Annotated in this window: 26 protein-coding genes and 1 pseudogene; 13 read left to right on the forward strand and 14 right to left on the reverse strand. The window is 41.9% G+C overall.

The features are described from left to right. Positions 1-287: 287 nt before the first annotated feature. The gene (locus tag ACZ45G_RS12300; protein WP_464178495.1) at positions 288-1,133 is read left to right on the forward strand and encodes an EamA family transporter; all 846 of its coding nucleotides are present in this window, start codon (positions 288-290) and stop codon (positions 1,131-1,133) included. A 287-nt stretch (positions 1,134-1,420) separates the two neighbouring features. On the opposite strand, the gene ACZ45G_RS12305 is transcribed toward ACZ45G_RS12300, so the two are convergent. Beyond that, entirely contained in the window at positions 1,421-1,645 is a 225-nt protein-coding gene (locus ACZ45G_RS12305) for a hypothetical protein (RefSeq protein WP_464178497.1), read from the reverse strand. A 48-nt stretch (positions 1,646-1,693) separates the two neighbouring features. Here ACZ45G_RS12305 and ACZ45G_RS12310 point away from each other — a divergent pair, with 48 nt between their 5' ends. Next, positions 1,694-2,020 (forward strand): hypothetical protein, encoded by a 327-nt coding sequence (locus ACZ45G_RS12310; protein WP_464178499.1) that lies wholly within the window; start codon positions 1,694-1,696, stop codon positions 2,018-2,020. A gap of 60 nt (positions 2,021-2,080) precedes the next feature. Here ACZ45G_RS12310 and ACZ45G_RS12315 read toward each other — a convergent pair whose 3' ends face one another. The 4 genes from ACZ45G_RS12315 to ACZ45G_RS12330 form a co-directional block, all read right to left on the reverse strand. Next, positions 2,081-2,524: a GNAT family N-acetyltransferase gene (locus ACZ45G_RS12315; protein ID WP_464179939.1), complete on the reverse strand. Its 444-nt coding sequence runs from the start codon at positions 2,522-2,524 to the stop codon at positions 2,081-2,083. 1,392 nt (positions 2,525-3,916) lie between these two features. Then, a complete protein-coding gene (locus tag ACZ45G_RS12320; RefSeq protein WP_464178501.1) occupies positions 3,917-4,354 on the reverse strand; it encodes a tyrosine-type recombinase/integrase in 438 nt (145 codons plus the stop codon). A 210-nt stretch (positions 4,355-4,564) separates the two neighbouring features. Next, positions 4,565-5,062, reverse strand: coding sequence for a hypothetical protein (locus tag ACZ45G_RS12325; protein WP_464178503.1), 498 nt, complete (start codon positions 5,060-5,062; stop codon positions 4,565-4,567). A gap of 151 nt (positions 5,063-5,213) precedes the next feature. Then, positions 5,214-5,366, reverse strand: a complete 153-nt coding sequence (locus ACZ45G_RS12330; RefSeq protein WP_464178505.1) for a DUF6538 domain-containing protein — start codon at positions 5,364-5,366, stop codon at positions 5,214-5,216. A gap of 100 nt (positions 5,367-5,466) precedes the next feature. On the opposite strand from ACZ45G_RS12330, the pseudogene ACZ45G_RS12335 reads away from it, so the two are divergent. The 11 genes and pseudogenes from ACZ45G_RS12335 to ACZ45G_RS12385 all read left to right on the forward strand — a co-directional run. Further along, positions 5,467-5,757 (forward strand): annotated as a pseudogene (locus ACZ45G_RS12335) (DHH family phosphoesterase); the annotation flags it as partial. Positions 5,758-5,861: 104 nt separating this feature from the next. Next, positions 5,862-6,311, forward strand: coding sequence for a DHHA1 domain-containing protein (locus tag ACZ45G_RS12340; RefSeq protein WP_464178507.1), 450 nt, complete (start codon positions 5,862-5,864; stop codon positions 6,309-6,311). Between the two features lie 212 nt (positions 6,312-6,523). Next, positions 6,524-7,933 carry a transposase gene (locus ACZ45G_RS12345; RefSeq protein WP_464177820.1) on the forward strand — a complete coding sequence of 470 codons (1,410 nt, stop codon included), beginning with the start codon at positions 6,524-6,526 and terminating at the stop codon, positions 7,931-7,933. A 61-nt stretch (positions 7,934-7,994) separates the two neighbouring features. Further along, the gene (locus tag ACZ45G_RS12350; RefSeq protein ID WP_464178509.1) at positions 7,995-8,204 is read left to right on the forward strand and encodes a hypothetical protein; all 210 of its coding nucleotides are present in this window, start codon (positions 7,995-7,997) and stop codon (positions 8,202-8,204) included. A 40-nt stretch (positions 8,205-8,244) separates the two neighbouring features. Beyond that, positions 8,245-8,394 carry a hypothetical protein gene (locus ACZ45G_RS12355; protein WP_464178511.1) on the forward strand — a complete coding sequence of 50 codons (150 nt, stop codon included), beginning with the start codon at positions 8,245-8,247 and terminating at the stop codon, positions 8,392-8,394. 772 nt (positions 8,395-9,166) lie between these two features. Beyond that, a complete protein-coding gene (locus tag ACZ45G_RS12360; protein ID WP_464178513.1) occupies positions 9,167-9,466 on the forward strand; it encodes a hypothetical protein in 300 nt (99 codons plus the stop codon). Between the two features lie 199 nt (positions 9,467-9,665). Further along, complete coding sequence (locus tag ACZ45G_RS12365) at positions 9,666-10,913, forward strand: transposase (RefSeq protein ID WP_464178515.1); 1,248 nt, start codon at positions 9,666-9,668, stop codon at positions 10,911-10,913. Between the two features lie 254 nt (positions 10,914-11,167). Then, positions 11,168-11,452, forward strand: a complete 285-nt coding sequence (locus tag ACZ45G_RS12370) for an HU family DNA-binding protein (RefSeq protein ID WP_464178517.1) — start codon at positions 11,168-11,170, stop codon at positions 11,450-11,452. A 1-nt stretch (position 11,453) separates the two neighbouring features. After that, the gene (locus tag ACZ45G_RS12375; protein ID WP_464178519.1) at positions 11,454-11,762 is read left to right on the forward strand and encodes a hypothetical protein; all 309 of its coding nucleotides are present in this window, start codon (positions 11,454-11,456) and stop codon (positions 11,760-11,762) included. Between the two features lie 864 nt (positions 11,763-12,626). Beyond that, positions 12,627-15,368: a C1 family peptidase gene (locus ACZ45G_RS12380; protein WP_464178521.1), complete on the forward strand. Its 2,742-nt coding sequence runs from the start codon at positions 12,627-12,629 to the stop codon at positions 15,366-15,368. A 168-nt stretch (positions 15,369-15,536) separates the two neighbouring features. Next, positions 15,537-15,827, forward strand: coding sequence for a hypothetical protein (locus tag ACZ45G_RS12385; protein ID WP_464178523.1), 291 nt, complete (start codon positions 15,537-15,539; stop codon positions 15,825-15,827). Positions 15,828-16,527: 700 nt separating this feature from the next. On the opposite strand, the gene ACZ45G_RS12390 is transcribed toward ACZ45G_RS12385, so the two are convergent. The 9 genes from ACZ45G_RS12390 to ACZ45G_RS12430 form a co-directional block, all read right to left on the reverse strand. After that, positions 16,528-17,046 carry a hypothetical protein gene (locus ACZ45G_RS12390; RefSeq protein WP_464178525.1) on the reverse strand — a complete coding sequence of 173 codons (519 nt, stop codon included), beginning with the start codon at positions 17,044-17,046 and terminating at the stop codon, positions 16,528-16,530. A 130-nt stretch (positions 17,047-17,176) separates the two neighbouring features. Beyond that, positions 17,177-17,902, reverse strand: coding sequence for an IS21-like element helper ATPase IstB (istB, locus tag ACZ45G_RS12395; protein ID WP_464171863.1), 726 nt, complete (start codon positions 17,900-17,902; stop codon positions 17,177-17,179). Beyond that, positions 17,899-19,377 (reverse strand): IS21 family transposase, encoded by a 1,479-nt coding sequence (istA, locus tag ACZ45G_RS12400; RefSeq protein WP_464178527.1) that lies wholly within the window; start codon positions 19,375-19,377, stop codon positions 17,899-17,901. The genes istB and istA overlap by 4 nt, the downstream gene beginning before the upstream one ends. Before the next feature lie 9 nt (positions 19,378-19,386). Beyond that, positions 19,387-19,707 (reverse strand): hypothetical protein, encoded by a 321-nt coding sequence (locus ACZ45G_RS12405; RefSeq protein WP_464171865.1) that lies wholly within the window; start codon positions 19,705-19,707, stop codon positions 19,387-19,389. Between the two features lie 78 nt (positions 19,708-19,785). Then, positions 19,786-20,232, reverse strand: coding sequence for a hypothetical protein (locus tag ACZ45G_RS12410; RefSeq protein WP_464177731.1), 447 nt, complete (start codon positions 20,230-20,232; stop codon positions 19,786-19,788). An 81-nt stretch (positions 20,233-20,313) separates the two neighbouring features. Then, a complete protein-coding gene (locus ACZ45G_RS12415) occupies positions 20,314-20,811 on the reverse strand; it encodes a caspase family protein (RefSeq protein WP_464178529.1) in 498 nt (165 codons plus the stop codon). Between the two features lie 136 nt (positions 20,812-20,947). Then, positions 20,948-21,346, reverse strand: coding sequence for a hypothetical protein (locus ACZ45G_RS12420; RefSeq protein WP_464178531.1), 399 nt, complete (start codon positions 21,344-21,346; stop codon positions 20,948-20,950). A 73-nt stretch (positions 21,347-21,419) separates the two neighbouring features. After that, positions 21,420-22,802, reverse strand: a complete 1,383-nt coding sequence (locus tag ACZ45G_RS12425) for a trypsin-like serine peptidase (protein ID WP_464178533.1) — start codon at positions 22,800-22,802, stop codon at positions 21,420-21,422. Positions 22,803-22,898: 96 nt separating this feature from the next. Next, on the reverse strand, positions 22,899-24,926 hold the full coding sequence (locus ACZ45G_RS12430) for a hypothetical protein (protein ID WP_464178535.1): 2,028 nt from the start codon (positions 24,924-24,926) through the stop codon (positions 22,899-22,901). Positions 24,927-25,285: the final 359 nt, after the last annotated feature.

Raw genomic sequence — 25,285 nt, forward strand, 5'->3', positions numbered from 1 at the left:
GCAGCTGAACCAAGGTATGATCATACTCAGCCTAATCTTATTTTCACCCCTTGCACTGGCTTGAATTTCACCACTTGTATTGTACATCCAAATCTGGCTGTTCCTATTTGAGTAATGGTTATTGCTTGGACTGTACCGGCAGCTGAATGTGAGTTCACCCTTGCATATTGGTATCCACTTTCATAAGATGCCAACGACAATCTGATTGGTAAAACTTGAAACAGAATGGCAAATAAAGGCTAACAGGCCACTGTTATTGCCTCAATAATGTTAAGGTGATAACACAAGTGATTAATAATGAAATATTAGCCATTGCCTTCGGCCTTGGAAGTGCTTTAGCATGGGGTGCAGGAGATTTTAGTGGCGGGTGCGCCTCTCGGAAAGGTAATCTCTTGGGGGTAATTCTTATTTCCCAAATTTTGGGTGGGATACTTCTGGTAGCTATGGCCCTGTTGTTTTCCGAAAAGGTTCCTCCATCAATATATCTTCTTTATGGAGCTTTTGCTGGCATTTTTGGCAGTTTAGGACTGATTGCTCTCTATAGAGGATTGGCACAAGGTCGTATGGGCATTGTTGCCCCATTATCTGCGGTGCTGACAGCTTTAGTTCCTATTGTATATTCTGCCTTTTATGAGGGGCTTCCTACGATTACACAATTGCTCGGATTTGTTTGTTTTGTGATAGCCGTTTGGCTTCTTTCTTCTGCCGGTGCTGGGTTGAAGATGACTTTTAATGAATTCTTCCTCTCTGTTATTGCTGGTTTGGGGTTCGGACTTTTTTTTATTTTTATTGATCAGGCAAATGATCTGTCCATTTTTTGGCCTTTGGTGGGAGCAAGATTTGCCTCTGTTTTTGTAATGGTTGTAATGTTTTTAATGGGTGGGAAATTATCAAAGCCAGCAAGTGGACAGTGGATTCTAATTGGAATTACGGGTATTCTGGATGCTACTGGAAATGCTTTGTTTTCAATGGCAGCTCAATTGGGCCGACTGGATGTTTCAGCTGTTTTGGGATCTCTTTATCCTGCCGCGACCGTTATTCTGGCTTGGTTTATTCTTAAAGAAAGACTCCAACGGCAACAGTGGATAGGGGTCTTCGGTGCGTTTGTTGCCCTGATTCTGATTTCGTTATAATTTTTTCACAGTGTATGGCCCTGCCAGCTCTTTGTTCCTGCTCTGATTTAAAGCTCCTCCCCCTTTGGCACGGGGAAACCCTTCCCTTTTTCATGATCAGATTGGCTGTAGTGTACAAAACAGAAAGCCCACATCACCACCGGGGGAAAAGCAGGTGTACACTGCTATCCATGGAAATCCATATTGTCTGAAACAGGAAGGATTTTTACAATGACAAGGGAGGCAGCGGTTAATCGGACACCCCACCCCACATCCCTCCCATGACCTTGCCTGACCCATCACTGGCTTTAGCATTGTATCCTGTTCTGTTTGTACTTTCTAAACGGGTTAAGGAGTTTATTATAAATCCCATATTCATCATCTTCTGATATATCATCTAAAAGCTCAGGTAATGTTAACTTACAGATATTGGGTTTGTCTGATCCATCCTGTTTCTGTCTTTCCTTGATGGAATTATATTTCAGGTCTACCTTGATATTAACATCGAACATAGCTTTAAAAACTTTATTCATGGTATCCTTCAGCTCTTGTTCCAAACCATTATGGATTATAAAGCTGTCATGCATGGGAAGTATTGGGTATCCCATGTTGGAAAAGTGCAGCAGGACTTGCTCTGCCATCTGGGAATCCAGGAACTGGAGATCAATGCCAGCACCAGTACAGAAGTATTGGCTGATCTGGTGGTGTTTTTCTGCAAATCTATTTCAGTGGGAATATGTCTTTTCCTTTGGTGGATGGTATTTCCTTTGGCATTGGCAGTTCCACCCGGCTGTACCGGGACTCCCCATTCCATTCTTAAAACTACCTGGGATTTTCTTTCACATTTGCACAGGCACATTGTCACCACCACAGTCTACCCATTAATATTGTCCAGTACAACTGGGTAAAAGCTATTTCAATTTGATATGGGGGTATTGATTGCCCTTCTGTTTTTATGGATAAACCGATTATACATGAAGTGAATATGAACGAAAATCATCAAATTCATTTTTGTAACCAAGTTTTTGGTATAAACTTTGACCCGCTTTATTATCAAGGTCCGTTAGCAAATCTATACGTGAAGCACCAGATTCTTTTGCATATTCTGTAGCTTTGTTCATCAGTGCTTCGCCAATACCTGTTTTACGATCACACTTGTCAACATAAAGATCATGTAGAATAAGTATTTTTGCTGCAACAACTGAACAGAATGAAGGATATAACTGAACAAATCCTTTGAGCTGGTTTCCCACTTGTGCGGCAAATATTACTGATTCTTTGTTGTTAATACGATCGGTAATAAACTTCATCGCCAAATTTTTATCAGGTTCACATTTGTAGAATTGTCGATAAAGATCAAATAGCCTTGAAATCTCAGGGATATAGGATTCGTTTGCTCTAATTATTTTCATTGCTTCCAATCAAATTACCTTCTTGAAATGTGTGGTTTTGTATATCCTGAAATTTTTTATTAGCGAAAAAGAAACAGGTAAAAACTTGAACGTCATAACACCATTTTTATCCACATGTAAAGTTTTCTTGCCTTCAAATTTATACATAAATTGAACCGTATGATGGACCGCACAGGAAAGGAGCGCAAGAAAAAAAACGGAGCACACACCTGTAAGGGCCGAATACATCTTTTTTAGTCGTTCAAGTTTTGGATTCATAAAGTGTGTTTAAAAAAAACACCGAAGGCAGTCAAGTAATTAATATAAATACCTGCCACCTGCTATCCCGGCATATCCACTGCCCTTCGGGCAGCTGTAGCTAACGGTCTACCCTGATATAAATCCCTGATCATGAGGGATAAGTCTGATGCAATGCCTGTTATCTGACAGAATTGGGAAATGAAAGCCGTGTGGGGCCTTTTATCAAAACTAAGGTTTTCCCTGATTGACAATGCTTAGATGTGCAGATATCTTTATAAAAAAAATCGTAGATCAGCCTCATTCTTACTGCTTATTGTTTTGTAACTTATTTTTCGGTCCTAATAAAAATTGCACATATTTTTTATTTTTAAATGCAATTAAGGCGGAGGTCCATATGAGCATACCAAGGTCTGGTATTGACTCCAGAAGCAATATAAATCGTAGAAAACTGAATATTGATCAGGGAACGTCAGAAAGGCGAAAATTTGAAAGACGGATTTCAGGGGAGCGTCGGGAAAGCTGGGTGAGATCCTCGGATTGGAGTTCGTATGATCTACAGAGTAAAAACCGATATCTCTGGTCAATCATGAAAGAGTAGAAGGTCTTACAACCCGAAGTGTAATCTCTGGTGGGTGCAAACTGCGACAGGAGGTGTAAGCAATGGGAATTAATCGATCACTCAAGCCTTTGAGAAGACCGAAAGGGAAAAAGAGGGAAAAATAAAAATATATAAGATAATGTTGTGTCTATCTTTAGGACTGAACATACTTCTAATAGTTCTTATCCTCTTGGGGATCATATGACACCAGTTGAAAATGGTAATGATCCCTGCTGTTGTCTATATTGGAATCCCAGTCCAAAATGCTCTCCCTGAGCGAAAAGTTTTAATGATCATGGGTAAACGGTTGGGTTTTTCAGGAGACGGCTTATTTTTGATCCAGGATTTAACAATGATAATGGATCGGATGGGAAAGGGTTGTTTGGGTAGACTGGACTCATGTCATACAGGAAAAATGATCAGATTTGGGTTTCCTGCATCAGGGGATAGATGCTTTCACTGCTGAAAGTATTTAGACGCAGAAGGGAGGCTGTTTTCACCGCCTTCTTTTTTATTTTGCCTGTTTAATTATTTGATAACATGTTTGCTGCCTTTCAGGTGATCCAGGTTGATTCCAAAATCCAGGTGACCACAAGATCCTTGTATAGCTTGGTGGGGAAACCCCTTTTTGCATAAGTATCAAAGGTAACAGACCCCTCAGAATGTCCCATTAGGGCTTTTAGACTGTGATCATTGATATCATTATGTGCCAGGTTTGTGGCAAAAGTATGACGAAAACTATGGAAGACCTTGCCAGATTCTTTGACAATCCCAACAGATTGTTTGTATCGTTCATTGAACCACCTGCTGACATTTTTCCCATAGCCATCCCTGCCAAGAGGCAAGTCATGGAAGAATCGTGTCTCCTTCTGGCTTTGAAGATATTTAACCCTCTGGATGATGCCCAAGTCCTCCACCAGGAATGGGTGCAAAGGAACCAGTCTATGACTGGCAAGGTTCTTGATCTGCTTTATCAAAGATTGCCCTGGCATCAGCATTCCTTCTGTTAATTTTCATCTTCAGACCAATGGCAAGGTTCTTGTCCATGTCTTCATTCTTAACCGCAAAATCAAGGAGTGTAATGGCTCTCCCCATGTAATTGTTGTAGGTGTTGGCTTTAATCGTTTCCTTATGCTTCTTTGCCAGAATCTCATGATACTCTTCCCCTTGAATTCTTTTGACTTGTTTATATTCGGAGGCAACTACCAGAGTGCTTTTTGATATTCCAGCATCATAGCCCGGTTAATGGTATTAATTGTAACATCCCCAAAAAATTCTATCAGGAGATTCAGATTTGATTCAATTTTCCCCTGAGTTTTTTTTGACCATGTATCTTCTCGTTCCCCTTTTTCAAAAAAATCCTTCATGACCTGGCTTAAAGACTTGGAAGGTTTAACAGGTTCCTTTTTGGGATTTTGTTGGGGTAAAGCAAAAGAACCTGGCAACTCTTCCTTAAAGACACTTTCAATATCATCAGAAAATTTACCAGCCAATTTCTCCTGTTGGTGTTCAAGACCCTTTATTTTTGCCCTTAAAAGACCGGAGCAAAGTTTACCATACACAGGAGAAGCTTTATCAATGTCTGCATCAGAAATGCCCTCTTCCGCTAACAGTTGGGCTGCTACGGGTTCAACCTCCGAATAATCCCCTGAGTGGACCTTTGCATTATACTCTGCCTTCTTCCAGTCAAGTACAGTCAAGGTTCCCCTGACGGCATCCTCGTCGGTTTCATACTGATGGTAATCCCGTTCATCAACAAACTGGTCATATTTTACAGGTTGATCATACTCTTGGAATAACTTGTCCCTGTAATTTTTGATTATTTGAAGAATCTGGTCATTGGTTAGGTTTCTACATCAGACTAAATAATAGCTGGATCTGTCCAGCAAGCAGTCTGGCCATGGCTTTGGCCTTGGAAAGATTGCCAGTTTTTAGGGAGTACCTCAACTCTTTTCTGGATATGGTGGTTAAAAGGTCTTTGGGAACTGTTATCCGGGGAAACAATAAGAATATGGGTTTCTGATAAGATAGGTGGGTTAAAAAGTGATGTCCATTTTATCCCCCACCTTTTCTATCTGGTACCTTAACCCAACTTTCCCGGACCGACATAGATGTAATTGTGACAGACCATCACCTTTTGCCGCTCGAAGGGGTCCCGGGCGGCGCTTATGCCGTTGTCAATCCGCAAAGGGAAGATTGCCAGTATGATAGTGAAATTGCCGGATGCGGTGTGGCCTGGCTTTTAATGACTGCTGTTTCTCAAGAATTAGTTTGTGATCAGGAAGCCAGAATTAAGCTTCTCAAACTTCTTGATTTTGTGGCACGGTTGCGGATATGGTTAAGCTCAATTCTCCTATTAACCGATATTTTGTCAAAAAAGGCCTGGAATTCATGAATCAGTTGGATCGGGAGTGTTGGCGTTTAGCTTTGTGTGGCAAACCTGCCAAAGTGGGCATGTTAGGTTTTTAGATTGGGCCCAGGATAAATGCTACTTCCCGAATGACCGGAAAGATTGATACTGCCATCAAATTTTTGGTAAGCGAAGATCCGGATGAGATTGGCCAGTCCTATTATGCCATGGACTTTTATAATGATCAGCGAAAAAACATTGAGAAAGACATGATAAATACAGCCAGGCAACAATATATCGAAGGAAATCCTTATATTATTGCCTATCATGAATCGTTTGATCCCGGGATCCAAGGGATTGTTGCCAGTAAATTAGTTGATGAATTCGGGGTCCCGGCAATCATGCTATCCAACTTAAAAGATTCGAACTACATTGTTGGTTCCGGTCGAGCTGGGCAATTCTTGCACCTCAGAGATGCTTTACAGTTTATCGACGACCATTGCCCTGGGCTCCTTAAATCTTTTGGTGGCCATAAAGCTGCAGCCGGCCTGAAATTCCATAAAGACAATCTATTACTCGATCTTCAAGTTTTTATATAGACAAGCAATAAGACAAATTGGGCGTCAACCAGCAGAACTCGGAATCTCGACTCTTCTCAATCCCTTAACATTCTCGCTGGCTGGCACCCTCTGAATCTATAACCAAATATAATTTAATAATCAACATGAATAATTTTCAATTAACTGTAGACAATCACTTCAATATCAAATACCCTGACAATGGTTCCATATACTATAGTCAGGAGATTCAAATGGTTATTGGAAAAAAAATAGTCCCTTTTATCACTGAATTTGTAAATGCATTAGATGATGTTATTTCGCAACAAAAATCCGATAAAAGGCTATCGAACACACAAAAATATTGGCTTGCTTTTTGCCTTATGGGTATCCTTATTACAAAGTCAGTGTGCTGGGCAAAATTTGAGCGGGCCAGCTTTGGTCGATATAGTACTGCTGCCCTTTCCTGGGTTTTTTACCATTCTCCAATTCCATGGTCAAGATTACTTCAATATAGTGTAGAAACCATTTTTAAATTTTATGGCATCAGCCAGGGATCCCTTGTTATAGATGACACTGATAACAACCGATCTAAGAACACAAAAAATATTTGGCATGTTCACAAACTCAAAGATAAAGCCAGTGGTGGATATATTATGGGCCAAGGAATAGTCTTTATGATATTGGTCACTCCAGAGATAAGCATCCCTGTTGGCGTTGAATTTTACATGCCAGATCCTGAGTATACTGCATGGAAAAAAACTAACGATAAGCTTAAAAAACGAGGAGTTTCAGCAAAACAACGCCCTCCAAAGCCTTTAAAAAATGCTGAGTTTCCAACAAAAGTTGAAATTGCTATTAACATGGTAAAACATTTCAACGAGTGCTTTTCAAGCATTGTGATAAACTGCATCATTGCAGATGCTCTGTATGGAACAAGGCAGTTTTTCACAGGTGTTTCAAAAGTGTATAACAATGCTCAAATAATTAGCCAGATACGCAGAACGCAGAATGTTTTTATCCGGAATCGAAGACAAACTGTGGACGAGTATTTTTCAAAACATCCTGGCGTTGCTCAAGAAATGCGAATCCGTGGAGGTAAGATTATAGCAGCTACCATAGGAAGTGCCAGAATACATGTTTGTAGTTTTGGCAGAAAACTTTTTGTTATTGCGCTTAAATATGAAGGTGAAGACCAATACCGCTATATTATTGCCTCTGACCTGAGTTGGAGAACCATTGATATTGTGGAAGCATATTCACAAAGATGGCTAGTGGAGGTTTTTATTCAGGACTGGAAAGCCAATGAAGGATGGGCTACATTGACCAAGCTGCAAGGTGAAAAGGGGTCTCGCAGAGGCTTGATCCTGAGCCTTCTGGTTGATCATTGTCTTTTCTTTCATCCGGAACAAAAAGCCCGGTTTAAAAACAATCTTCCCGCACTGACTGTAGGTTGCCTACGACGCCAAACTAATCTTGAAAGCTTATTTTTGTTTATTACCGATATTCTTGATTCTGAAGATCCATATAAAGAAAGGGACCATAAATATTCAATACTGAAGGACAATTTGCTTAATTTTGAGGAATCAAAAAAACATATGATCACAAAAGATATAAACAATTTTAAACCTACAGAATCGTTAAAATACAAAAATGTTGCTTGAGTAGAGGTGTTAATGGCTAAAAAAACTTGAAGATCGAGTATTACTTTTCAAAGAAATTTTTATGGAAGCTGTTGAGCAACAATTCAAAGATCAGGATACCACTCCCTTTATCCGGACAGACGGTGCTTTGAATGGCAATCTATGTTTGGAGACTCATTATAATATTAGTCGTTTGTCTCCATTTGGTATGGGATTCTCCACACCCATTTTTAGCGATACAATGAAAGTTACAGAAGCCCGGATGGTTGGGGGGAACCCTGTTCATCTTTAAGGCTATCCAATTCTATGCTATTGCTCATCCAGAAGATCCTATGCCGGTCAAGGTTGGGGATACTGTAGATGTCGTTTACAATACGGATGCAAATGAATTCCGGGGAAATGTGGAATTGCAGTTGATGATTAAACGGATTGAAGTGAATAAATCTGTTCTATTAGGGTGTCCTGACCAAAGCTTGATTTGACAATGGTCACATTCGGGAATTTTCCCCAATGGTAGTTTGAATAATTCATTTATCGGCGAGTTGGCATAATCTGTCTTTTTCTTCTGTTCCAGTTGTTTCCGTGTCGAGAGATATGAACACTCTGTAGCCACATGTCTTTCTTTTTGTTTAATTTGTTTTTAGGAATATCAGAAGGACGATGATGATTCAAGCGGAGGTCTTGCTATAATTTTTATATATCAACTGTAATTTGGAAAAATGCCCGGCCATGACGCCATTGGCCCATATAATTGAATAAGAAACTCAAGACTGGAAAAGCCCTCCATACCATATGTAGGGGGGGGGCGCAAATTTTGTCTGGGCTGAGTATTAAGATACCAGTGAACGCCCCAAAAAAGTATGCATTGGGGATGCTGGCTAAATGCAGTTTCCATATATGGAAAGTTTGGAGTGTCCGCATACGGACGGTTTGAAAATAATTCAAAACTAAGGGTTTGCCTGATTGACCCAGCCGCTTTTAATTGATACGAATATCTAAATCCAGAAAAAGCATCTGAGTTCCTATCCACATTCCCTCATTGTTATTGTTTCTTTGCAGACACCAGAAAAATAGCGTTTCGTCTCGCTTGGTATTAACTTTTATTTAGGAGTTATCCCAATGGAAACACCCCTCAAACTATTCAAGCCATAGCTCCTTAGGTGATTTGATATTGCCTTTGGAGCTTATTTCATGACTTTGTTGAACACGTTTTCATAAAATTAATTTGAATGAATAAATTAAAGGATGTGACTCATGGTTATTGTAACAAATATTTGCTACCCTGCAGAAAATTCACCAGATATGGCAAAAAGATTTTTAGAGGCTCCTCAAGCTCCAGATTTCATGACAAAACGAGGCCCTTATTTTTACCCAACTCTAAAAGATGGGATTACCGGCATGACTGTATACGAACTTGATAAATCCAAAGTAGCCGAAGGCACTGAGTTCCTTGGAGATTATATGGCGACATATTTCGGTGTGCCTGGTTTTAAGTATGAAATTAAAACATTATTTGAGATAGAAGAAGCATTGAAAATGATTGGAATGGGATAGCCATTCAACCATAGCAGGCAGGGTCATTCATTTGGCTCTCCCGGTTTTATCAAAATTAAGGGTTTCCCCGATTTACATTGGCTGCTGAATGCGGTACCAAATTATAGTCCGTAGCATATGAATTGATACTTGAATAAAGCATAAATGAATGATATTCTATTCCTAAATCAAATCACTCAACTTGGGGAAATTATAGAGTATGATATCATCTCGTGGAAAAGCATTACTTCCAGAAACAAAGAAACTTATTGTTTCAACGAAACAATATTTTGACAACAATAAACTGATACCAAAAGAACCGAGTACAAAACGGACTGCGGATGCATTGGGCATTGGGACAGCTACTGTTAAAAGGGTTATGGCGGATTACAATCGAGATCCTAATTTACTCGATAGCCCTATAAAGATGCGGGGTCGGCCTGCTCATGTTCTTGATGCATCACATCAAGCACTTGTCCGCTCGTACATTAGAACCGCTAATAGTAATGGAGAATATATAACGCTTGCTGACATCCAATCATTCTTAGGAGACGAATACCCCGACGAAACATATCACAAAACAACATTGGGTAGAACCCTCAATAGGTGGGGGTTTGAGTTCGGAAAGGGAACTCGATCTCAGCACCTAAAAGAAAAGGATCATGTAATTGCCGCAAGACAGCGCTACTTGCGCAAGATGAGAAACAACCGATCTTCTGAAGTTTTCTCTGAAACAAAACGCCTTGAAGTTTATTTGGATGAGTCATATGTTAATAAAAATCATAGTAATGACTTTATATGGTATTATGGCGAGGATGGCCCTTGGGTACAAAAGCCCACAGGTAAAGGAGAGCGCCTCATAATAATGAATGCAATCACTAAAAACGGTTGGGTTCCCGGAGCTAAACTCGTATTCAAAAGTACTAGAAAGACCGGAGATTATCACGGCCAAATGAATTGGGATTTGTTTAAAAAATGGTTTACAGAAATGCTCCTTCCAAATATCCCAGAAAAATCATTGATAATCATGGATAATGCCTCATACCACAATCTTCTTTCAGAACATTCCCCACCAACACACCAGAGTTCTAAGAAGAAGATAAAGGACTGGCTGGAGCAAAATAAAATTTATTGCCAGAATGATTGTTTAAAGCCGGAACTGATTGAAATCTTAAGAAAATTGGCTCCTGAACCGGTCTATGCAATTGATGAAATCGCCGCATCTTTCGGGCATACGGTCCTAAGGACACCACCATATCATCCAGAATTACAGCCGATAGAAACATGCTGGGGAGTAACAAAAAACCACGTGGGAAGAAATTGCGACTTCACTGTGAAAAATTTAATCAAACAACTTGATTGTGGGTTCAATAAAGTTACCGCAAAAACATGTGAAAAAATTATCGAAAAAGTAAGAACAATCGAGGACGATTTTTGGACAACTGCTATAAAAATGGATGCTACATAGATATAAAAATTGGTATCAATTCATTCGCTATGAACTATAGCATGATGTGAAAACAGAGTCCTTTAATCTTCATTTTGGGGCACCTCCGCTGTTCTTACCGATTAGTTCCTTTATTTGAAGGGTTCGTTTCATACTCGGACCCTTCATCTTTTGTGAGACTATCTTTGGATTAATCCCTTTAACCTTGAAATATCTTGCCCAAGCAGGTAAGTGTAATTCTTTGCCAAACCATATTGTGATTGAGGGAAGAAAAATTGAACAAACTTGAACTGATCCAGGAACTTAAAGAAAAAGGTCACTTGACCAGAGATGAAGCCTCCAAGGTCGTTGAGATATTTTTTGGGGAAATGGTAAAAGCCTTTATCAAAGGTGAAAGAGTTGAAATCCGGGGGCTGTGCTCCTTTTTTATCAAAGATTACGCACCCTACACCGGAAGAAATCCCAAAACAGGGAAAAAGGTCCAGATACCCGCCAAGAGACTGCCCTTTTTCAAGTGTGGGAAGGAATTGAAGGAAAGAGTTGATTATCCGGCAAATTGAAATGAATAAATTACCGAAAAAAATATGTGCTTTAGCATCTTACCGCAAGAATCAATATGATCGATACCGAGAAATTTCCGTTGATAAAGAAACCTTTTCAAATTCATATGATGAAATGATGGTCTCTGCAAAATCAAAACTTAAGGAAATGGAAAACAAAGGATTCAAAGTAGTGAAGATTGATGTTGATATCGAAGAATTAATTGAATGGTGCCAGCATAGGAAAGTAACAATAAATCCTGAATCCAGAACTAAATTTACGATGGAAAAACTTAAAGGGATGATATCAAGTGGCCTTATTAATATCTGATGTTACACAGTCAGATTTAGTGGATGAACTTATATCTGTAGATGGCTGAGCACTGTGATATCTCTACCCCAACCAATATCATTACCACTATTCCCGAGAACCGATTCATTGCAAACGAAATCTGTATCCCCACCTCTTCAATAGAAAACTGCCTATACAAAAACGATTTCAGATCTGGTTCATATCTTTGCTTGATTCAGGAATGGTCATTACAGAAAGGCCTGACAAGGTATCCAGATTAAATGTCGCTGATGGGATAGTTTTTCTTTTGAAAAAGTTAAATGGCGCTGTGTTTTTTATATTATAAAAAACACTCTGGAAGAATGACATAAAATGATGCCTGTGGCTCATATATTTGAATGGGTCGTTTTGTTCTGGAAAAACATAAGATACCAGATATAGTGGTTCCCAAATTTTGTCTGGGCTGAGTCTTTGAATACAAATTGTCACTGCATGATTTCGGGTGCCCATAAGTACTGGAAAACCAATTAAACGCCCTTTGGATATAGCTTTACAGCGACTGTATATAGACACAATGCTCGATTTTAGACTCATTCAAGCTTAAAAGAAACAGGCTGGTTTTCTTTATTGACTTTAACTGTGAAATCCAATAAATTTATTGAGTTGAATTTATTTCCATTTTTCCCTTTTGATTCCCCCTCAATTTTCCTTTTTCTAAACCCTTTTAAATATGATGCGAGCTTTGCATCTTTTTAGTTTCTATTCACATGAAGAACTGGAGAAAGAAAGTATGCAGACTATATTTACAAAGTTGATCAATATTTTGATCATATCAAAACGATTGTGCCATAGCATAAACCAATAATAATGATAACATTCCAAAAACCGAGGAGAGGAGGAAAAATGAAACTAAAAACGACCATAGGGTTGATTTTGTTCCTTGTTGGAATTTGGCTTACAGCGGCTTTCGAGATCTCCATTTGCCAAGCTCAGGAACAGGCGATTGAGCCGTTGCCTGCAGAATGGGAGCCATATCATATGTCTATCATGCGCCCCGATCAAGCAACCTTGTCTAAATGGCTGGATGCATATCGCACTGCCCCGCAGGTAACCATTGACCCAAATATCCAACGGCGCCTGATGACCAAAGATCTGGATGGTTTGCCGACCTCCATAAACTTGCTTAACTTCATCCGGTATGAAGCAGATGAAAGACGTCAAGGTGACTGCGGGAATTGCTGGGTATGGACTGGCACCGGAATCCTTGAAATTGCTTTAAATGTAAAAAACGGTATCAAAAATCGCCTATCAGTTCAACATTTCAACTCATGTTACGACAGTTACGACAACTCCTATCCATGCTGTGGCGGATGGTTAGATGAGTTTTCACAGTGGTACGGGGCAACACCCACGAGCTGGCCATTTCCACCATCCATTGATTACATTATACCCTGGTCGAACCTGAATGCATTCTGGCAGGATGCAGCGGATGGACGGATATGCGGCAGTGGCCGCAGCCTGGTATCTTGCGATTCCATGAACACCGCGGTTAATTATCCGATCACGCACATCCAGGCTGAAACGATTCCAACACGTGGTATCGCCCAGATCGATGCCATCAACAACATCAAAAATGTCCTCAATCAGAGACGGGGGGTATGGTTCAGCTGGTTCCTGGAGAACCAGACTCGATGGAACGATTTTCATAATTATTGGTGGGGTTTTACAGAAACCGACATTTGGAATCCGGATCCGCATTGCAACCCTGTGTCCTGGGTCAACGGTCAAGGCGGCGGTCATGCCGTCTTGATTGTGGGATACAATGAGGATGATCCGCTGCCGGCCAATCACTACTGGCTCGTTTTGAACAGTTGGGGAAGCCATGATGGGCGTCCCAACGGCCTGTTCCGTATTCCAATGCATATGCAATACGACTGTAATTTTCAGGATTCCAACGGAACGACAAAACCCAGATATCTTTTCATGACCCTGGACGTGGACTTTGAGGCTGCATGCGATTATGTCCTTACCGACGGCGATTCAGACCCGCTTCATAGTTCCTTACTGGATGCTTCCTGGGGTAATCATGACATAAGCCTGATTGTCAACAACTCTTCCATACACCCTCTGGGCTGTGCCTGGGAAATCACGCCATCAGAACCATGGGTGACCCTTCCGTTCCAGGATACCAGTGGTTCCGGGGATACGATATTTTATTATTATGTTGCCCCGAACCCATCGTATGAAATGCGGGTCGCCACATTAACCGTAGCTGGACAGACATACTATGTGCAGCAGGCCGGTAAAGCCCCCACCCGCCCTGAAGGTGTGACGGCAACCAATGGCAGTTTCTCAGACCAGGTCCGTATATCCTGGTATCCGTCCGACGGTGCAGATTATTATGAAGTCTGGGGAAGGATCCAAACCAGTGGGAGCTATGCCCGGATCGGCGCAACCGGCAACCTGTTCCTGGATGATATGACAGTCGATGAAAACACCACTTATGAATATTTTGTATTGGCCCTGAACAGTTTCGGGACAAGTGATTCCAGTGACACCGATACCGGCTTTGCTAAAATAGTAATCAGTCTGCCGGCCATCCCTGCCAATGTAACGGCCACTAATGGAACATATGCTGATAAAGTACGAATATACTGGAACCAATCAGACGGGGCCACATACTATGACATTTATCGGGCATTGGACACAGGAGGAATAACATTTTTTACCCAAATCGATCAAACCGTGTCAACGTTTTACGACGATTATACAGCCGAACTTAGCAGGACCTACTATTATCGTATACGCGGTCGGAACTTTATTGGTGAAAGCGGGAACAGTAACAGTGATCGGGGCTATCGGACCATTCCGATTTACCCACGGGTTCCAACCGGTGTGTCAGCCAGTGATGGTGAATTTGCCGATAAAATCCACGTCAGTTGGGAGTCTGCAGCCTCCGCTACCAGCTACACGGTCTATCGGGTAGAAAAATCCGATGGGTTCGTTTTTTATACGCCCATTGGAGATACTCCTAATACAGAATATGACGACACTACCGCTGAATCCGGAAAAGTTTATACATACAAAATCAAGGCAAAAAATTTCTTTGGAGAAAGTGACTTCAGCCAGGGAGACGACGGTTATCTGACAATTTCAATTCTGTCCCCCTCCCCCACCGGTTTAACAGCCAGTGACGGTACATATCCGGACAAAGTCCATGTCAGCTGGAACGCAGCGTCAGGTGCAGTCACTTACAAGGTCTACCGGGTACCGGTGAGCAATTGGATTACATTTTATGAACTGATCGCTGAAACCACTGCCACCGAATTTGACGACACAACTGCACTGCTCTGGGCCACATACAAATACAGTGTACGAGCGGCAAATATTTTCGGTGACAGCCAATATAGTGCATCGGATCAAGGCTGGAGATACGATGAAGCCACCTGTGAAGGCGATCTGGATCGTGATCTGGACGTGGACGGACGGGATCTGTATATACTTAAACAAGACTTTGAAAGGGATGACTGCTGCAATCCCGGTGCAGCATACTGTGAAGGAGATCTCAACAAAGATTGTACTGTAAATGACTCTGATTTGGACATGTTTGCTGAGGACTTCGGCCGAACCGACTGTCCGGAGTAGATACTTCTCCATTACCTGAAATTTTTTATAGAGGGGGTTCAACTATTTCAAATTATTGGCAATTCATAATGGTTTTAGAAAGAATATACTATTGGTTCTGGAGATAATACTATAAAATGGTCTTGTGAGAAAAATAGTTCTGAAATTCAGGGTGTCGATGCAGGATTTGTGAATAAAATTGAGTTGGGAGAAGAGTTATTTGTCGAAGGCACACTGAAAGATTCTGTAGACAATAATACTATTTCTTTGACAACCGGCGGAGCTGTCGATTGGTTCTGGCAAGCTGGTGTGAATTATGATGACAAAGATTCTGCACAAAGTGGTGACATCAAAGATCTTCAAGAATCATTCATGGAGGCAATCAGAACTGGCCCCAAAACACTTCAATTCTACTGGAAAGTTTCTTCAACTATCTATGATTACTTGCAATTTTTTATCGATGATATCCAGCAGGATTAAGTTAGTGGTCGCTCTGACTGGATTCCTAAAGTATTTGATATTAGCACTGGAAGTCATACCCTCAAATGGTGATGTGAGGTGTTCATTTCCAATATAAAGGTGAACCTTTCAACGCAAATAGCACTGTTTACAATCCCTAACAAATTGATTTTTTTTGTGGCGTTTAACTATGGTATCAAGTGTCAGGAGTCAAATCCGACAAACTGCCGAGCGATTCATTCACCAATCCGGGCTTTTTATAATTTTCCATGACACAGGATATGGTATTCATAGATTTTTCAGTTTCAGATTTGAGATTACAATATATAGCCGGAAGCAAAGTCAAAAGATTCAAATCCCCGTTAAATTTTATTGGAGATTCATTTTACAGCAGTTCAAAATCTGAAATAGTTATTTCCAAAATCAGCAACTATAAATTTGTTATATTATAAAAAACACTCTGCAAGAATGGCCGGTGATGGTGTCGGCGATCCATATATTTGAATAAAAATCTCAAAGCTGAAAAAGCGCTATATACAATATGTGGGGGTGGCAATAATTGATCTGGACTGAGTCTTTAAAATACCAGTTCACGCCATTATTTTTCAGCAGAAACCCCATAATGATAGACACATCTGTCGCTCAATTCCTAATTCAAAAATATGCAAAATTAAGAAATATTGGGTTGTTGATTTTAGATACAAGTAGACATAATAAAAATTCATTGTTGCCCAAGTTGAATAACGCTCTCCGGATAAATTTGATTTTCACTCACTGTTGCCAATATAAATGTTCGTTTAAAAAAAATTTTATTTACATTAAGCAAAATAATTAATGAAATAGCAAGTAATAAGCCTGAACTGGGTAATGGTAAAGGATGAGCAGAAACTATAACAAGGTCATTGTCACCAAAAAACACCGGATGCTGCATTGATACGTTATTGGTTGTATAACCATACGAAAAATCAAACCATTCGCTGGCGAGTATAAATCCGTCATTATCCCGGTCTGCATTAAAATTTTCAAGCCCAGAAATCAAGCCCTGTGTGAATATACTATATGGTTGATTTGTGTATGCATAAGATTCTTGACGTTCTGTACTTGATCCCAAAAAAGTCAGATCTGGAACACTGTTAAGATCATTGCTTCCACCGATGAATCCACCGGCATAACAGGTATCAAAAAGAGTGATGACTGTTGCACCGATAGAGCTGTGATCAGGGATTTGTTTTTGCCCCAAAACCAGGATTCCAAAATGCCCCACACCTGAGTTAGGACGTACCTATCCATTTTGATACTAAAAAAAACGATCAAGAGGTCTTATATGCCGGTTAAAAAATTACCAGTTTTTCAGTTTTTATTTTTTTCGATTAATTCCTCTTTCTATAGCTTGGGCCCTCCAATACAAGGATATCAGAGTTGTACACAAGACGGTCAGCAATCGCTGTGGCAACAGTAGTGCTGTCAAAAATGTTTCCCCATTGGGCAAATGGCAAGTTGGTTGTAATCATGGTAGATTTTTTCTCATGCCTTGCACTGATTACCTGGAAAATCAGATTTGATCCCTGTTGGCCAAGCGGAAGGTACCCAATTTCATCTACGACTAAAGTATCCGGTGATTGATAATATTTAAGTTTTTTGAGCAGATTATGATCCGCTTCCGCTGCTATCAAATGATTGATCATATCCATGGCAGTAGTGAAAAGCGTTTTTATTCCAGCCTGGGTCGCAGCAAAGGCGATACATTTAGCCAAATAACTTTTTCCTGTGCCAGGATTGCCAATCATGATGATATCTTTTTTCTTCTCAATAAACTCAAGATCCATAAGGTTTAAGATTATACTTTTTTGAGCCTGTCGGGACTTGTGATAATTAAAATCAAATTGATCAATGGTGACCTTTGTATCAAGCCCGGACTGCTTGAACCTTAATACCATCCTGGCTTTATCCCGTTCTTCGATTTCAATGTCGATTAACCGTTCAATGGCTTGAAGGGGAGACAGGTTTTTTTGGTTCGCCTGTTCAATGATGCTTTCTATGTTTTGGGCACAATTTCTTAGCCTTAATGTTTTGAACTTTTCTATAACGGTATTCATGTCTTTTTCCTTTTTTTGAGGAATAGAGCATCATATTCTGCAAGGTTTGGGGAGCAAAGTCTTATCTCGTTGAGAGTATCACTTTTCAGTTTCACAGGTGGATGACAGGTTTTGGGTGTCATCTCCTGGTAAAGAATATTCTGGATATAACCCGCACCATATAATTTTAGATCCAATGCTTTGTTCAGGGCGATAATTATTGAACTGTCTCCATATTTGTCTTTCAGGGTCATTATCTGGATGATGTCCTTTTTTAATGGAGACCTTGTTTTTTCAAGTTCATTCAAATAATCCAGCGCCGTTTGACCCAAAGACAAAAAGGCAAGAACGTTTTTGTCAGCAAGCCTTCTTTTTCTAAGCTTATGAAGTTGTGATTTATGGGATTCGAGTTCGATCCTTTGTTTTTTTTCCCAGGACCGAGCATGGACGGCAATACATCGGGTTTTGTAATACATCCATACTTTTTCCTGATTTGCTTTCAAAACAACAGTTTTACCAATCGTCCAAACCGGAACACTATACGTATTGGAGTCAAATCTCACGGAAAAATCTTTATGGACATATAAGGAGTGTATTTCCCTGTAATCCGGGGCAGGATACGGAAACTTTTTAAGTCGGTATCTCTGAAGTCTTTTTACCGGGATTTCTCCTGTCGTACTATGTGTCCTGGTGTTGGCAATATTGTTTAACCATTCCATAGCCTGGGACTGGAGTTCTGGTAGGTTGTTAAATTCTCTTAATGGCAAAAAATTGTGCCGGATATAATGAATGCTTCTTTCAATTTTTCCTTTTTCATGGGGAGATCTGATATTGCAGGCCACAGGCTTGATACCAAGGGGGAGTAAAAAATGAAGAAAATTGCCATTAAAACGTATCAGAGCGCCCGTCCGTTCAGTCACCGCTGTGATCATGTTATCCACCACAAGTTCTTCCGGAGGGCCGCCAAAATACTTAAAGGCATCAAACAAAGCCTGATGAAGGGCTTCTTGTTTCTGGCTATGGGTAAAAGAAACATAAAGCATCCTGCTGTGGGATTCGATGACGGCAAGCCCATACAGCTTTCTTTTGGTTTTTCCATAGGAGATGGTCCCAAAATGCCCCCAGTCAACCTGCATTTGTTGCCCGGGTTCTGATTCAAATCGGCTATACGCCTGCTTTTTTAAGGACTGTCCCCGGATTTTACGCAGAAAATCCCTCAAAATGCTTATTTCGCCATCAAAACCCTTTTTTTGTATCTGACGTAAAACAACGGGTGCTTTGAGCTTTGGATATCTGTTTATTATTTCCCGGATATAGTCGTGGTATGGTGACAGTTTCAGCGTCCGGGCTTTCCTTTTAGATGGTTTCGACTCTGGGTTGGAGATATACTTTGATACCGTTTTCCTGCTGCAGCCAATTGCTTTTGAGATTTCTCGATTGGACATTCCCATATCTTTTAACCGGTGGATTTCAAAAATCATTCTCATGTCAATCATTGCTCCTCCTTATATTTTATGGGCACTTTTCGGCAGGGAAAGCACCTGGAACAGGGTGCCGTCATAAACGATAAGGTCTTTGTGGATCAAGCAACTGCGGGCAAAAAGATAGTCTTGTTCTTTAAGGCCCAGTTTAGAGCAGATGCTTTTGTCTCCGTAATATGAAAGGCCATGTTTGTCTGAGGCCAACACAAGGAACAGGTATAATGCCAACTCATGCCGGGTCAATGATTGTAAAAATCCGTCTGTAAGGAAACGGTGAGGGATAAAACAAAAACTCTTGCCGGTACGGCGTATCCGGTCTTGAATAAGCACTTTTTTTCTTATCATGATGCCCTCCTGGCCTGATGGGGTTCATGATCTCTGTAACACAAAATTTTTCTCCAGTCCTCGAGTCCATCTTTGCAATTATGGCGAACAGACTGGGGCTGTAGCGATAAAAATTTTTACCGGGTCCATCTTTGCAACGACGGGAACAAGCCAATATTGGCCTAAAAGCCCTTGGTTCCTGGACTTGCTCGAGTCCATCTTTGCAATACCGATAGTTCTTGATGCCTTGGAATGGACCTTGTTTTTTTGAATTTTACAGTTTCTGATTTTCTGTAAAGAGCGGTTCCTGTCGGCTTTTTTCGGATTTCTTTGACGATATTTTGTCCAGTAATCGGGGTTATTCTGAAGCCATTTCTGATTAGCCAATTTTTGATCTTTTTTGTATTCCGGGTCACATACCAATTTTTGTTTTTGCCATAGGGCTTTTCTGGTTCTTTGGCAATCCGGATCGGTACAAAAAATCTGTAGTTTATTTCTTGGCACAAAAAACGAATCGCAACCGGGACAAGGTATCGGATCCATCATTCCCTCCATGTAAACATCGTTGGGTACGAAATGGAATTATATGGAAGAAATTAAATTTTGAAAAATTTATTTTTAAGGGAATTAGATGGATTGAATTAAATCGGGCCGGGGAAGTACATTCCCGGATTTTGGGGCGGAATTAAAATCTTGATCACAGATAGAGCTAAGTGTCTTAAATGCAGTGGCAAGATCGTCATCAGTGATCAGGTCTGATTGATTTGATAAACCAATAACCTCATCATATTCATTCAATGCATTAGACTTTTGAGACGCCTCATCATAGTTATCGTCGTCGGCATATGCTCCATGGCCTGAATAATACCAGAATATCAGATCCCCTTTCTGGATAAAATTATTCAAGCCATATATTTGATTTTGAATGGCAGTACCGGACTGATCTTCATAAATAAAGTTGTCAATGATTTCCTGAATTCCATAGCTTTGGCTCAAAGCTGCATATATTCCTTCAACATCATTTATATAACCGTCATTGCCAGTGCCGACAAACCATGTTGCCGAATAACTTGGTAATGACAAGCCTGTCAGAATCAGCATAATGGTAAAAAGTCTGATAACCATCCTAACTCCATCCAAATGTTGAGTAAACGCTAAAATGTTCGTTTAACCCATATTCGTTATTCATTTCCACACATCACCGCCAGTCTTCACAATGAACCTTTTTGGCCCGCCTGATTGAAAAGCTGCAGGTAAAGAGTTAATCCAGGCAATTGTTCCTGCCAAATTCATTGGAAAATCCTTCCTGGAAAATAGCGTCATATCCATCAAAAACAAACCGATATAGGTCCAATCCATCAGTATCTCCGTCCAATGGGGTGCTCAGGTCCCAGGGGCAGAAAGAATCCGAAACCAGGGTATAGAAAAACCCTGAGTACAGATTAAAACTGCTGCTCCCAGAAACCAGACCTTGCTCCATTATGGAAGTGGGCTGTCCCAGGACGGAATTGGACTTAAAACTTGCCGAACTCATACCTCCCCCGCCCCCGGACATGACTGAAGTTGTGATTTTGAAGCTCTCACTTTCCATGGAAAAGACAGATCCGGTGAAAATGAGAAACAGGTAAATGAATACCCAGAAACCTGCTCTAAGTGTCATGTTTATTCTCCTTTTATCCTTTCCGGCAATCGTGGGTGTCGTTATTGCCTGTTATCGCCGGGTATAATTTATCCTACTCTCCGATGGTCACTGTTCCCACAGGGGCAACAAGAGTCATGGCCTTGTCAATCAGCAGAGTCTCTCCTGTATAATTCCCTTCCACCAGGCTTACTCGCCCGTAGGTTGGAACATTACTGACTCCTTCCGCCACGGTGTTATAGGGCTTGAATACAGTGCCGGTTTCTGTAGCCAGGGCAGGCATCCCCCGGTCTACATATACAGTGCTGGTAACGGGGAAATCATCCAGTGCCGTCTCCAGGGCGTTGTGCTCAAAAGAGGTGCCTGAATTGGTTCCGCCGGAGGACGTACAGCCGGCATTGGTATGGATGCCGATGACCACATTACCATATGCATTCCATATGATGGGACTGCCGGAATTGGCGCCTCGGGTGTCTGCTCGGTGCTTATGCCAGATATTGGATCCTGAAGTGCTTTCTCCTTTATAAGGTCCTGTGTCGGTCTGTTCCACCTTGTTCCTAGTGGCTTCGCTGTCGGCACCGTATCCGGTTATTCGTATGGTTGCGTCGGTTGCCGGTTTTTCCCGGGTCACACGGAAAAACCCTCGGGTTACATGGGCTACATCTCCGTTGTTGGGATTGGGAAAGACAGAAAAAATGGCCCAGTCCTTGCCAAGGCCCTGATCCTCCCCATCGTAATGCCACTCCACGCTGTCGGTATCAATAGGGTACTGGTCTTCGGGGTCTGCCATAACCGGGTTGCCCCATACGTCAGACGCCGGGACGTCAAATTCCACTACACCGTTTAAGTCCAGAATTCCGTCAGGGAGATCAGGGCCATCATCATCCGGGTCCCAGTCCACGCAATGTCCAGCAGTCAGCACGGCTCCGTTAGATACCAGAAATGCCGTACATCCACCAAATAGAATCCGTCCCACCCTGCTGTCACTATAGGGTGCCCGATCATCATCTCCATCGCACAGGGCCTTGGGTACCAGTAGTGGCCCAACAGGCTGGCCGGCCGTAACCCTGCTCAATTTGAAAAAGATATCTTGATCTTCCGGAGCAACATAAAGTGCCACTGTAACCGTATCCCCGTTGAAAAATGCACTGGATCCCTGCCATTGTTCAATAGTCGTCGCATTGAGGCGCTGTGTTCCGCCATCCTTCGCCCCTGATATGATCAGATAACTTCGATCTCCCAGATCATAGTCACTGAAATGAAGCCGCATCCAGATGGCTCCGGTCACAAAGATATCTGTGCTGAATCCTAGGACAAAATTATCTCCCTGTCCAGAGATAATCCCTGAATCCAGGGCGTAATCAACAGTTTCAAAGGGCGGCAGCTCGATCTGAGGCCGAGCTTCAGCTTTGGCCGCAGTTAGCAGGCACACCATTAAAATCCCTGCCGTCATAATTGTTGAAATTAGTTTTTTCATGTTTGACCTCCTGTCATTGACTGTAGCCACACTTTTGGAGTTTACGTTTCCATCCATATTGTCTGGCAACCAGAAGTTTAAAATGCCAACCATGGCTTATTGCAGGCTGACCAAAACCAATACCATGCCTTGTCCGTCACCCAGAGAGGTCATGGCTTTTCCTAAAATGGCGCCATTCGCTTTGGAATGATCCGTTACTTTCATGGCATGGCCGGGAACGGATGAAGTGGTCAAAAGATCTCCCGGCTGAATGGAACCCTGGGAAGCGTCTGCCTTGCAATAGACCCTTCCGGTCAGTGCGACAGGATGTTTTCCGTCAGCTTCTGTACCATCCTGGCCCATCATCATGCCGGTTTTGATGCCGTTGGCACCTGAGATGATACCAGCTACCTTGTTGTCATAAGCAGTGGTGCTGACCTGGAGGTCGCCCGGATTTTCCGGGTCAATGGAAACGACCATGCCCGGAACGACTTCAATGTCCACAGGCTTAACGTCAAACTGCTCGGACAGGTCGCTGCCACCGGTGATCCTGAGTGACCGGGTTGTGGTGCGTCCGGTATTGCCGTCGAGGATAATTGTCTGGCTTCCGTCGCTGTCCAGGATAACGAGATCCCCGTCATCCCCGGGAGTTAAGCTATTTCCGGAACCTATATACAAATAGCCGTTTGCAGCATTAAAATAAAAAACGTCATCAGCAATTGAGGAATCATAAACGTGGATACTGCCATTGTTGTCGATCCTGATTTCCTCATTACCTCCGTCCCCGCCAAAGCCTTTCAGTAGAGGGCCGGAACCGTCATTGCTGAGAACGGCGGTTGCATCCGTGCTGGCTGTATGGCTGTTGTGGGCCCACAAAGCAATCCCATCCGCTGTTGAATTGGATGCTCTGGCGTACAGCGCAGCCCCGGACAATCCAACACTGTAACTGTTGGTGAAATACCCGGCATGTTCGTTGGATGATCCTGTAGAGCCGAAAATACCATCACCATTGATGCTATATCCGTAAATACCGTATGCACTTTCTCCGGTTGCTTTACCATAAACGCCCTTGCCGTATGTTCCATCGGCTTGAAAATACCCCCCATAGTTATAATAATTACCGGTGTTGTCGGCATGACCAAAAACGGCGCGACCCGAAGAACCACCGGTATAAGCATAAACGCCAAAGCCTGAAGTGCTGACCCCCACGACCCCATGGCCTGTGTCCGAAGCACCTGCCACACCGATTTTTCTGTCCGGAAGACTGCCCGTTGGTGCACCCAGGCCCAAACCCGGAGACCCGCCGAACACACCGATAACCGGGTTGTCAGTTGGATTTCCAGTGGCCTGGCCGCTAACACCCATTGGAAAATTGCCTACTGTGGCATCGGATGAATTGGTCAGATGGAGAAGGCCGCCATTCAAATCAGTGCCGGTATGGTTGATGGTCCAGTCAATCTCGGAGGCGGTCACGGAATTAGCGGCCAGATCTGCTGATGTCAGTGAATTGTCAATCACTTCAAGGCTGCCCACTGAATTAGGAGCAAGCTCACTGCTGCCAACGGAATCAGGGGCCAGGTCTGTAGCAGTCAAGGAATTATCCGCCACAACACTGCTGTTTACTGCTCCGATTTGAATCATCCCCGATGATACTGCATTGCCTTCATTTACATTAATGTATGCTGTATCATGATCATGGTCTGCCAGGGCAAAAGAGTCAGCCGATGACCCTTCAAGGGTATCGGCATCCCCTGCTTTTAGGGCATATGCTGTGGTTGTTACCTGTTGTCTGGGGGAAAGGATTTCCCCGTCTACAACAATTTCAAGCCAGGCCTGACCAGAATTGAATAATGCAGGATTTAATGGATTGTTCGCACCCAGCATGACATTGAATATTCCATTTTCCACAGTTACTGGAATTCCAACCGGGCTGTTCCATGAAGATGAAACGGATGAATCTGTAGGATACAGTAAAAACGTCATAAAATAATCCCCGTCAAGAGGGTTTCCTACTGTATCGGTCAGTTGACCCTGATAACTGATCTTACCCGGGACAGTTGCAAGGCCCTGAGACCATCCAGCCAGAACAATGGTAAGCCCCAGGATAAGGCTTAAAACGGTTTTCCTTGAAAAAATCTTTTCCATAACATTCTCCTTTTTTATTTTTTATTAAATCTCTTGTTTCCGTGTCAGTATTTGTACTTCATTCTTTTTTTAGCAAAAACCTGAACTGAAAATAAAAAAGATCAGGTCTCCTTGGATAGCCCCCTCATAATGAATGTCCTGTGTGAGTGTTCAATTTAATGTGTATCCCGGGATTTACAATTCCTACCAATTCGAATTTTCTTGAGGCGAGCGTTTATGATATCATTAGAGACGAGTCAAATCAAACAGATTACCGAGCGCTTCATTCACCAGTCCGGGCTTTTTAAATATTTCCAGAATACCATATTTGGTATGGCAAATCTTTCATCATCAAATTTAAAATTAAATTATATGGGATA

The sequence above is a fragment of the Desulfoconvexum algidum genome (assembly GCF_055382125.1).

Coding starts and splice junctions, on each gene's coding strand:
- ACZ45G_RS12410 (WP_464177731.1), bottom strand. CDS start 20,232: ATGATGGATCCGATACCTTGTCCCGGTTGCGATTCGTTTTTTGTGCCA.
- ACZ45G_RS12355 (WP_464178511.1), top strand. CDS start 8,245: ATGCCGGTCAAGGTTGGGGATACTGTAGATGTCGTTTACAATACGGAT.
- ACZ45G_RS12380 (WP_464178521.1), top strand. CDS start 12,627: ATGAAACTAAAAACGACCATAGGGTTGATTTTGTTCCTTGTTGGAATT.
- ACZ45G_RS12360 (WP_464178513.1), top strand. CDS start 9,167: ATGGTTATTGTAACAAATATTTGCTACCCTGCAGAAAATTCACCAGAT.
- ACZ45G_RS12315 (WP_464179939.1), bottom strand. CDS start 2,524: ATGAAAATAATTAGAGCAAACGAATCCTATATCCCTGAGATTTCAAGG.
- ACZ45G_RS12305 (WP_464178497.1), bottom strand. CDS start 1,645: ATGAATAAAGTTTTTAAAGCTATGTTCGATGTTAATATCAAGGTAGAC.
- ACZ45G_RS12350 (WP_464178509.1), top strand. CDS start 7,995: ATGGAAGCTGTTGAGCAACAATTCAAAGATCAGGATACCACTCCCTTT.
- ACZ45G_RS12340 (WP_464178507.1), top strand. CDS start 5,862: ATGACCGGAAAGATTGATACTGCCATCAAATTTTTGGTAAGCGAAGAT.
- ACZ45G_RS12430 (WP_464178535.1), bottom strand. CDS start 24,926: ATGGAAAAGATTTTTTCAAGGAAAACCGTTTTAAGCCTTATCCTGGGG.
- ACZ45G_RS12320 (WP_464178501.1), bottom strand. CDS start 4,354: ATGCCAGGGCAATCTTTGATAAAGCAGATCAAGAACCTTGCCAGTCAT.
- ACZ45G_RS12405 (WP_464171865.1), bottom strand. CDS start 19,707: ATGATAAGAAAAAAAGTGCTTATTCAAGACCGGATACGCCGTACCGGC.
- ACZ45G_RS12310 (WP_464178499.1), top strand. CDS start 1,694: ATGCATGGGAAGTATTGGGTATCCCATGTTGGAAAAGTGCAGCAGGAC.
- ACZ45G_RS12345 (WP_464177820.1), top strand. CDS start 6,524: ATGGTTATTGGAAAAAAAATAGTCCCTTTTATCACTGAATTTGTAAAT.
- ACZ45G_RS12415 (WP_464178529.1), bottom strand. CDS start 20,811: ATGGTTATCAGACTTTTTACCATTATGCTGATTCTGACAGGCTTGTCA.
- ACZ45G_RS12375 (WP_464178519.1), top strand. CDS start 11,454: ATGAATAAATTACCGAAAAAAATATGTGCTTTAGCATCTTACCGCAAG.
- istA (WP_464178527.1), bottom strand. CDS start 19,377: ATGATTGACATGAGAATGATTTTTGAAATCCACCGGTTAAAAGATATG.
- ACZ45G_RS12420 (WP_464178531.1), bottom strand. CDS start 21,346: ATGACACTTAGAGCAGGTTTCTGGGTATTCATTTACCTGTTTCTCATT.
- istB (WP_464171863.1), bottom strand. CDS start 17,902: ATGAATACCGTTATAGAAAAGTTCAAAACATTAAGGCTAAGAAATTGT.
- ACZ45G_RS12425 (WP_464178533.1), bottom strand. CDS start 22,802: ATGAAAAAACTAATTTCAACAATTATGACGGCAGGGATTTTAATGGTG.
- ACZ45G_RS12365 (WP_464178515.1), top strand. CDS start 9,666: ATGATATCATCTCGTGGAAAAGCATTACTTCCAGAAACAAAGAAACTT.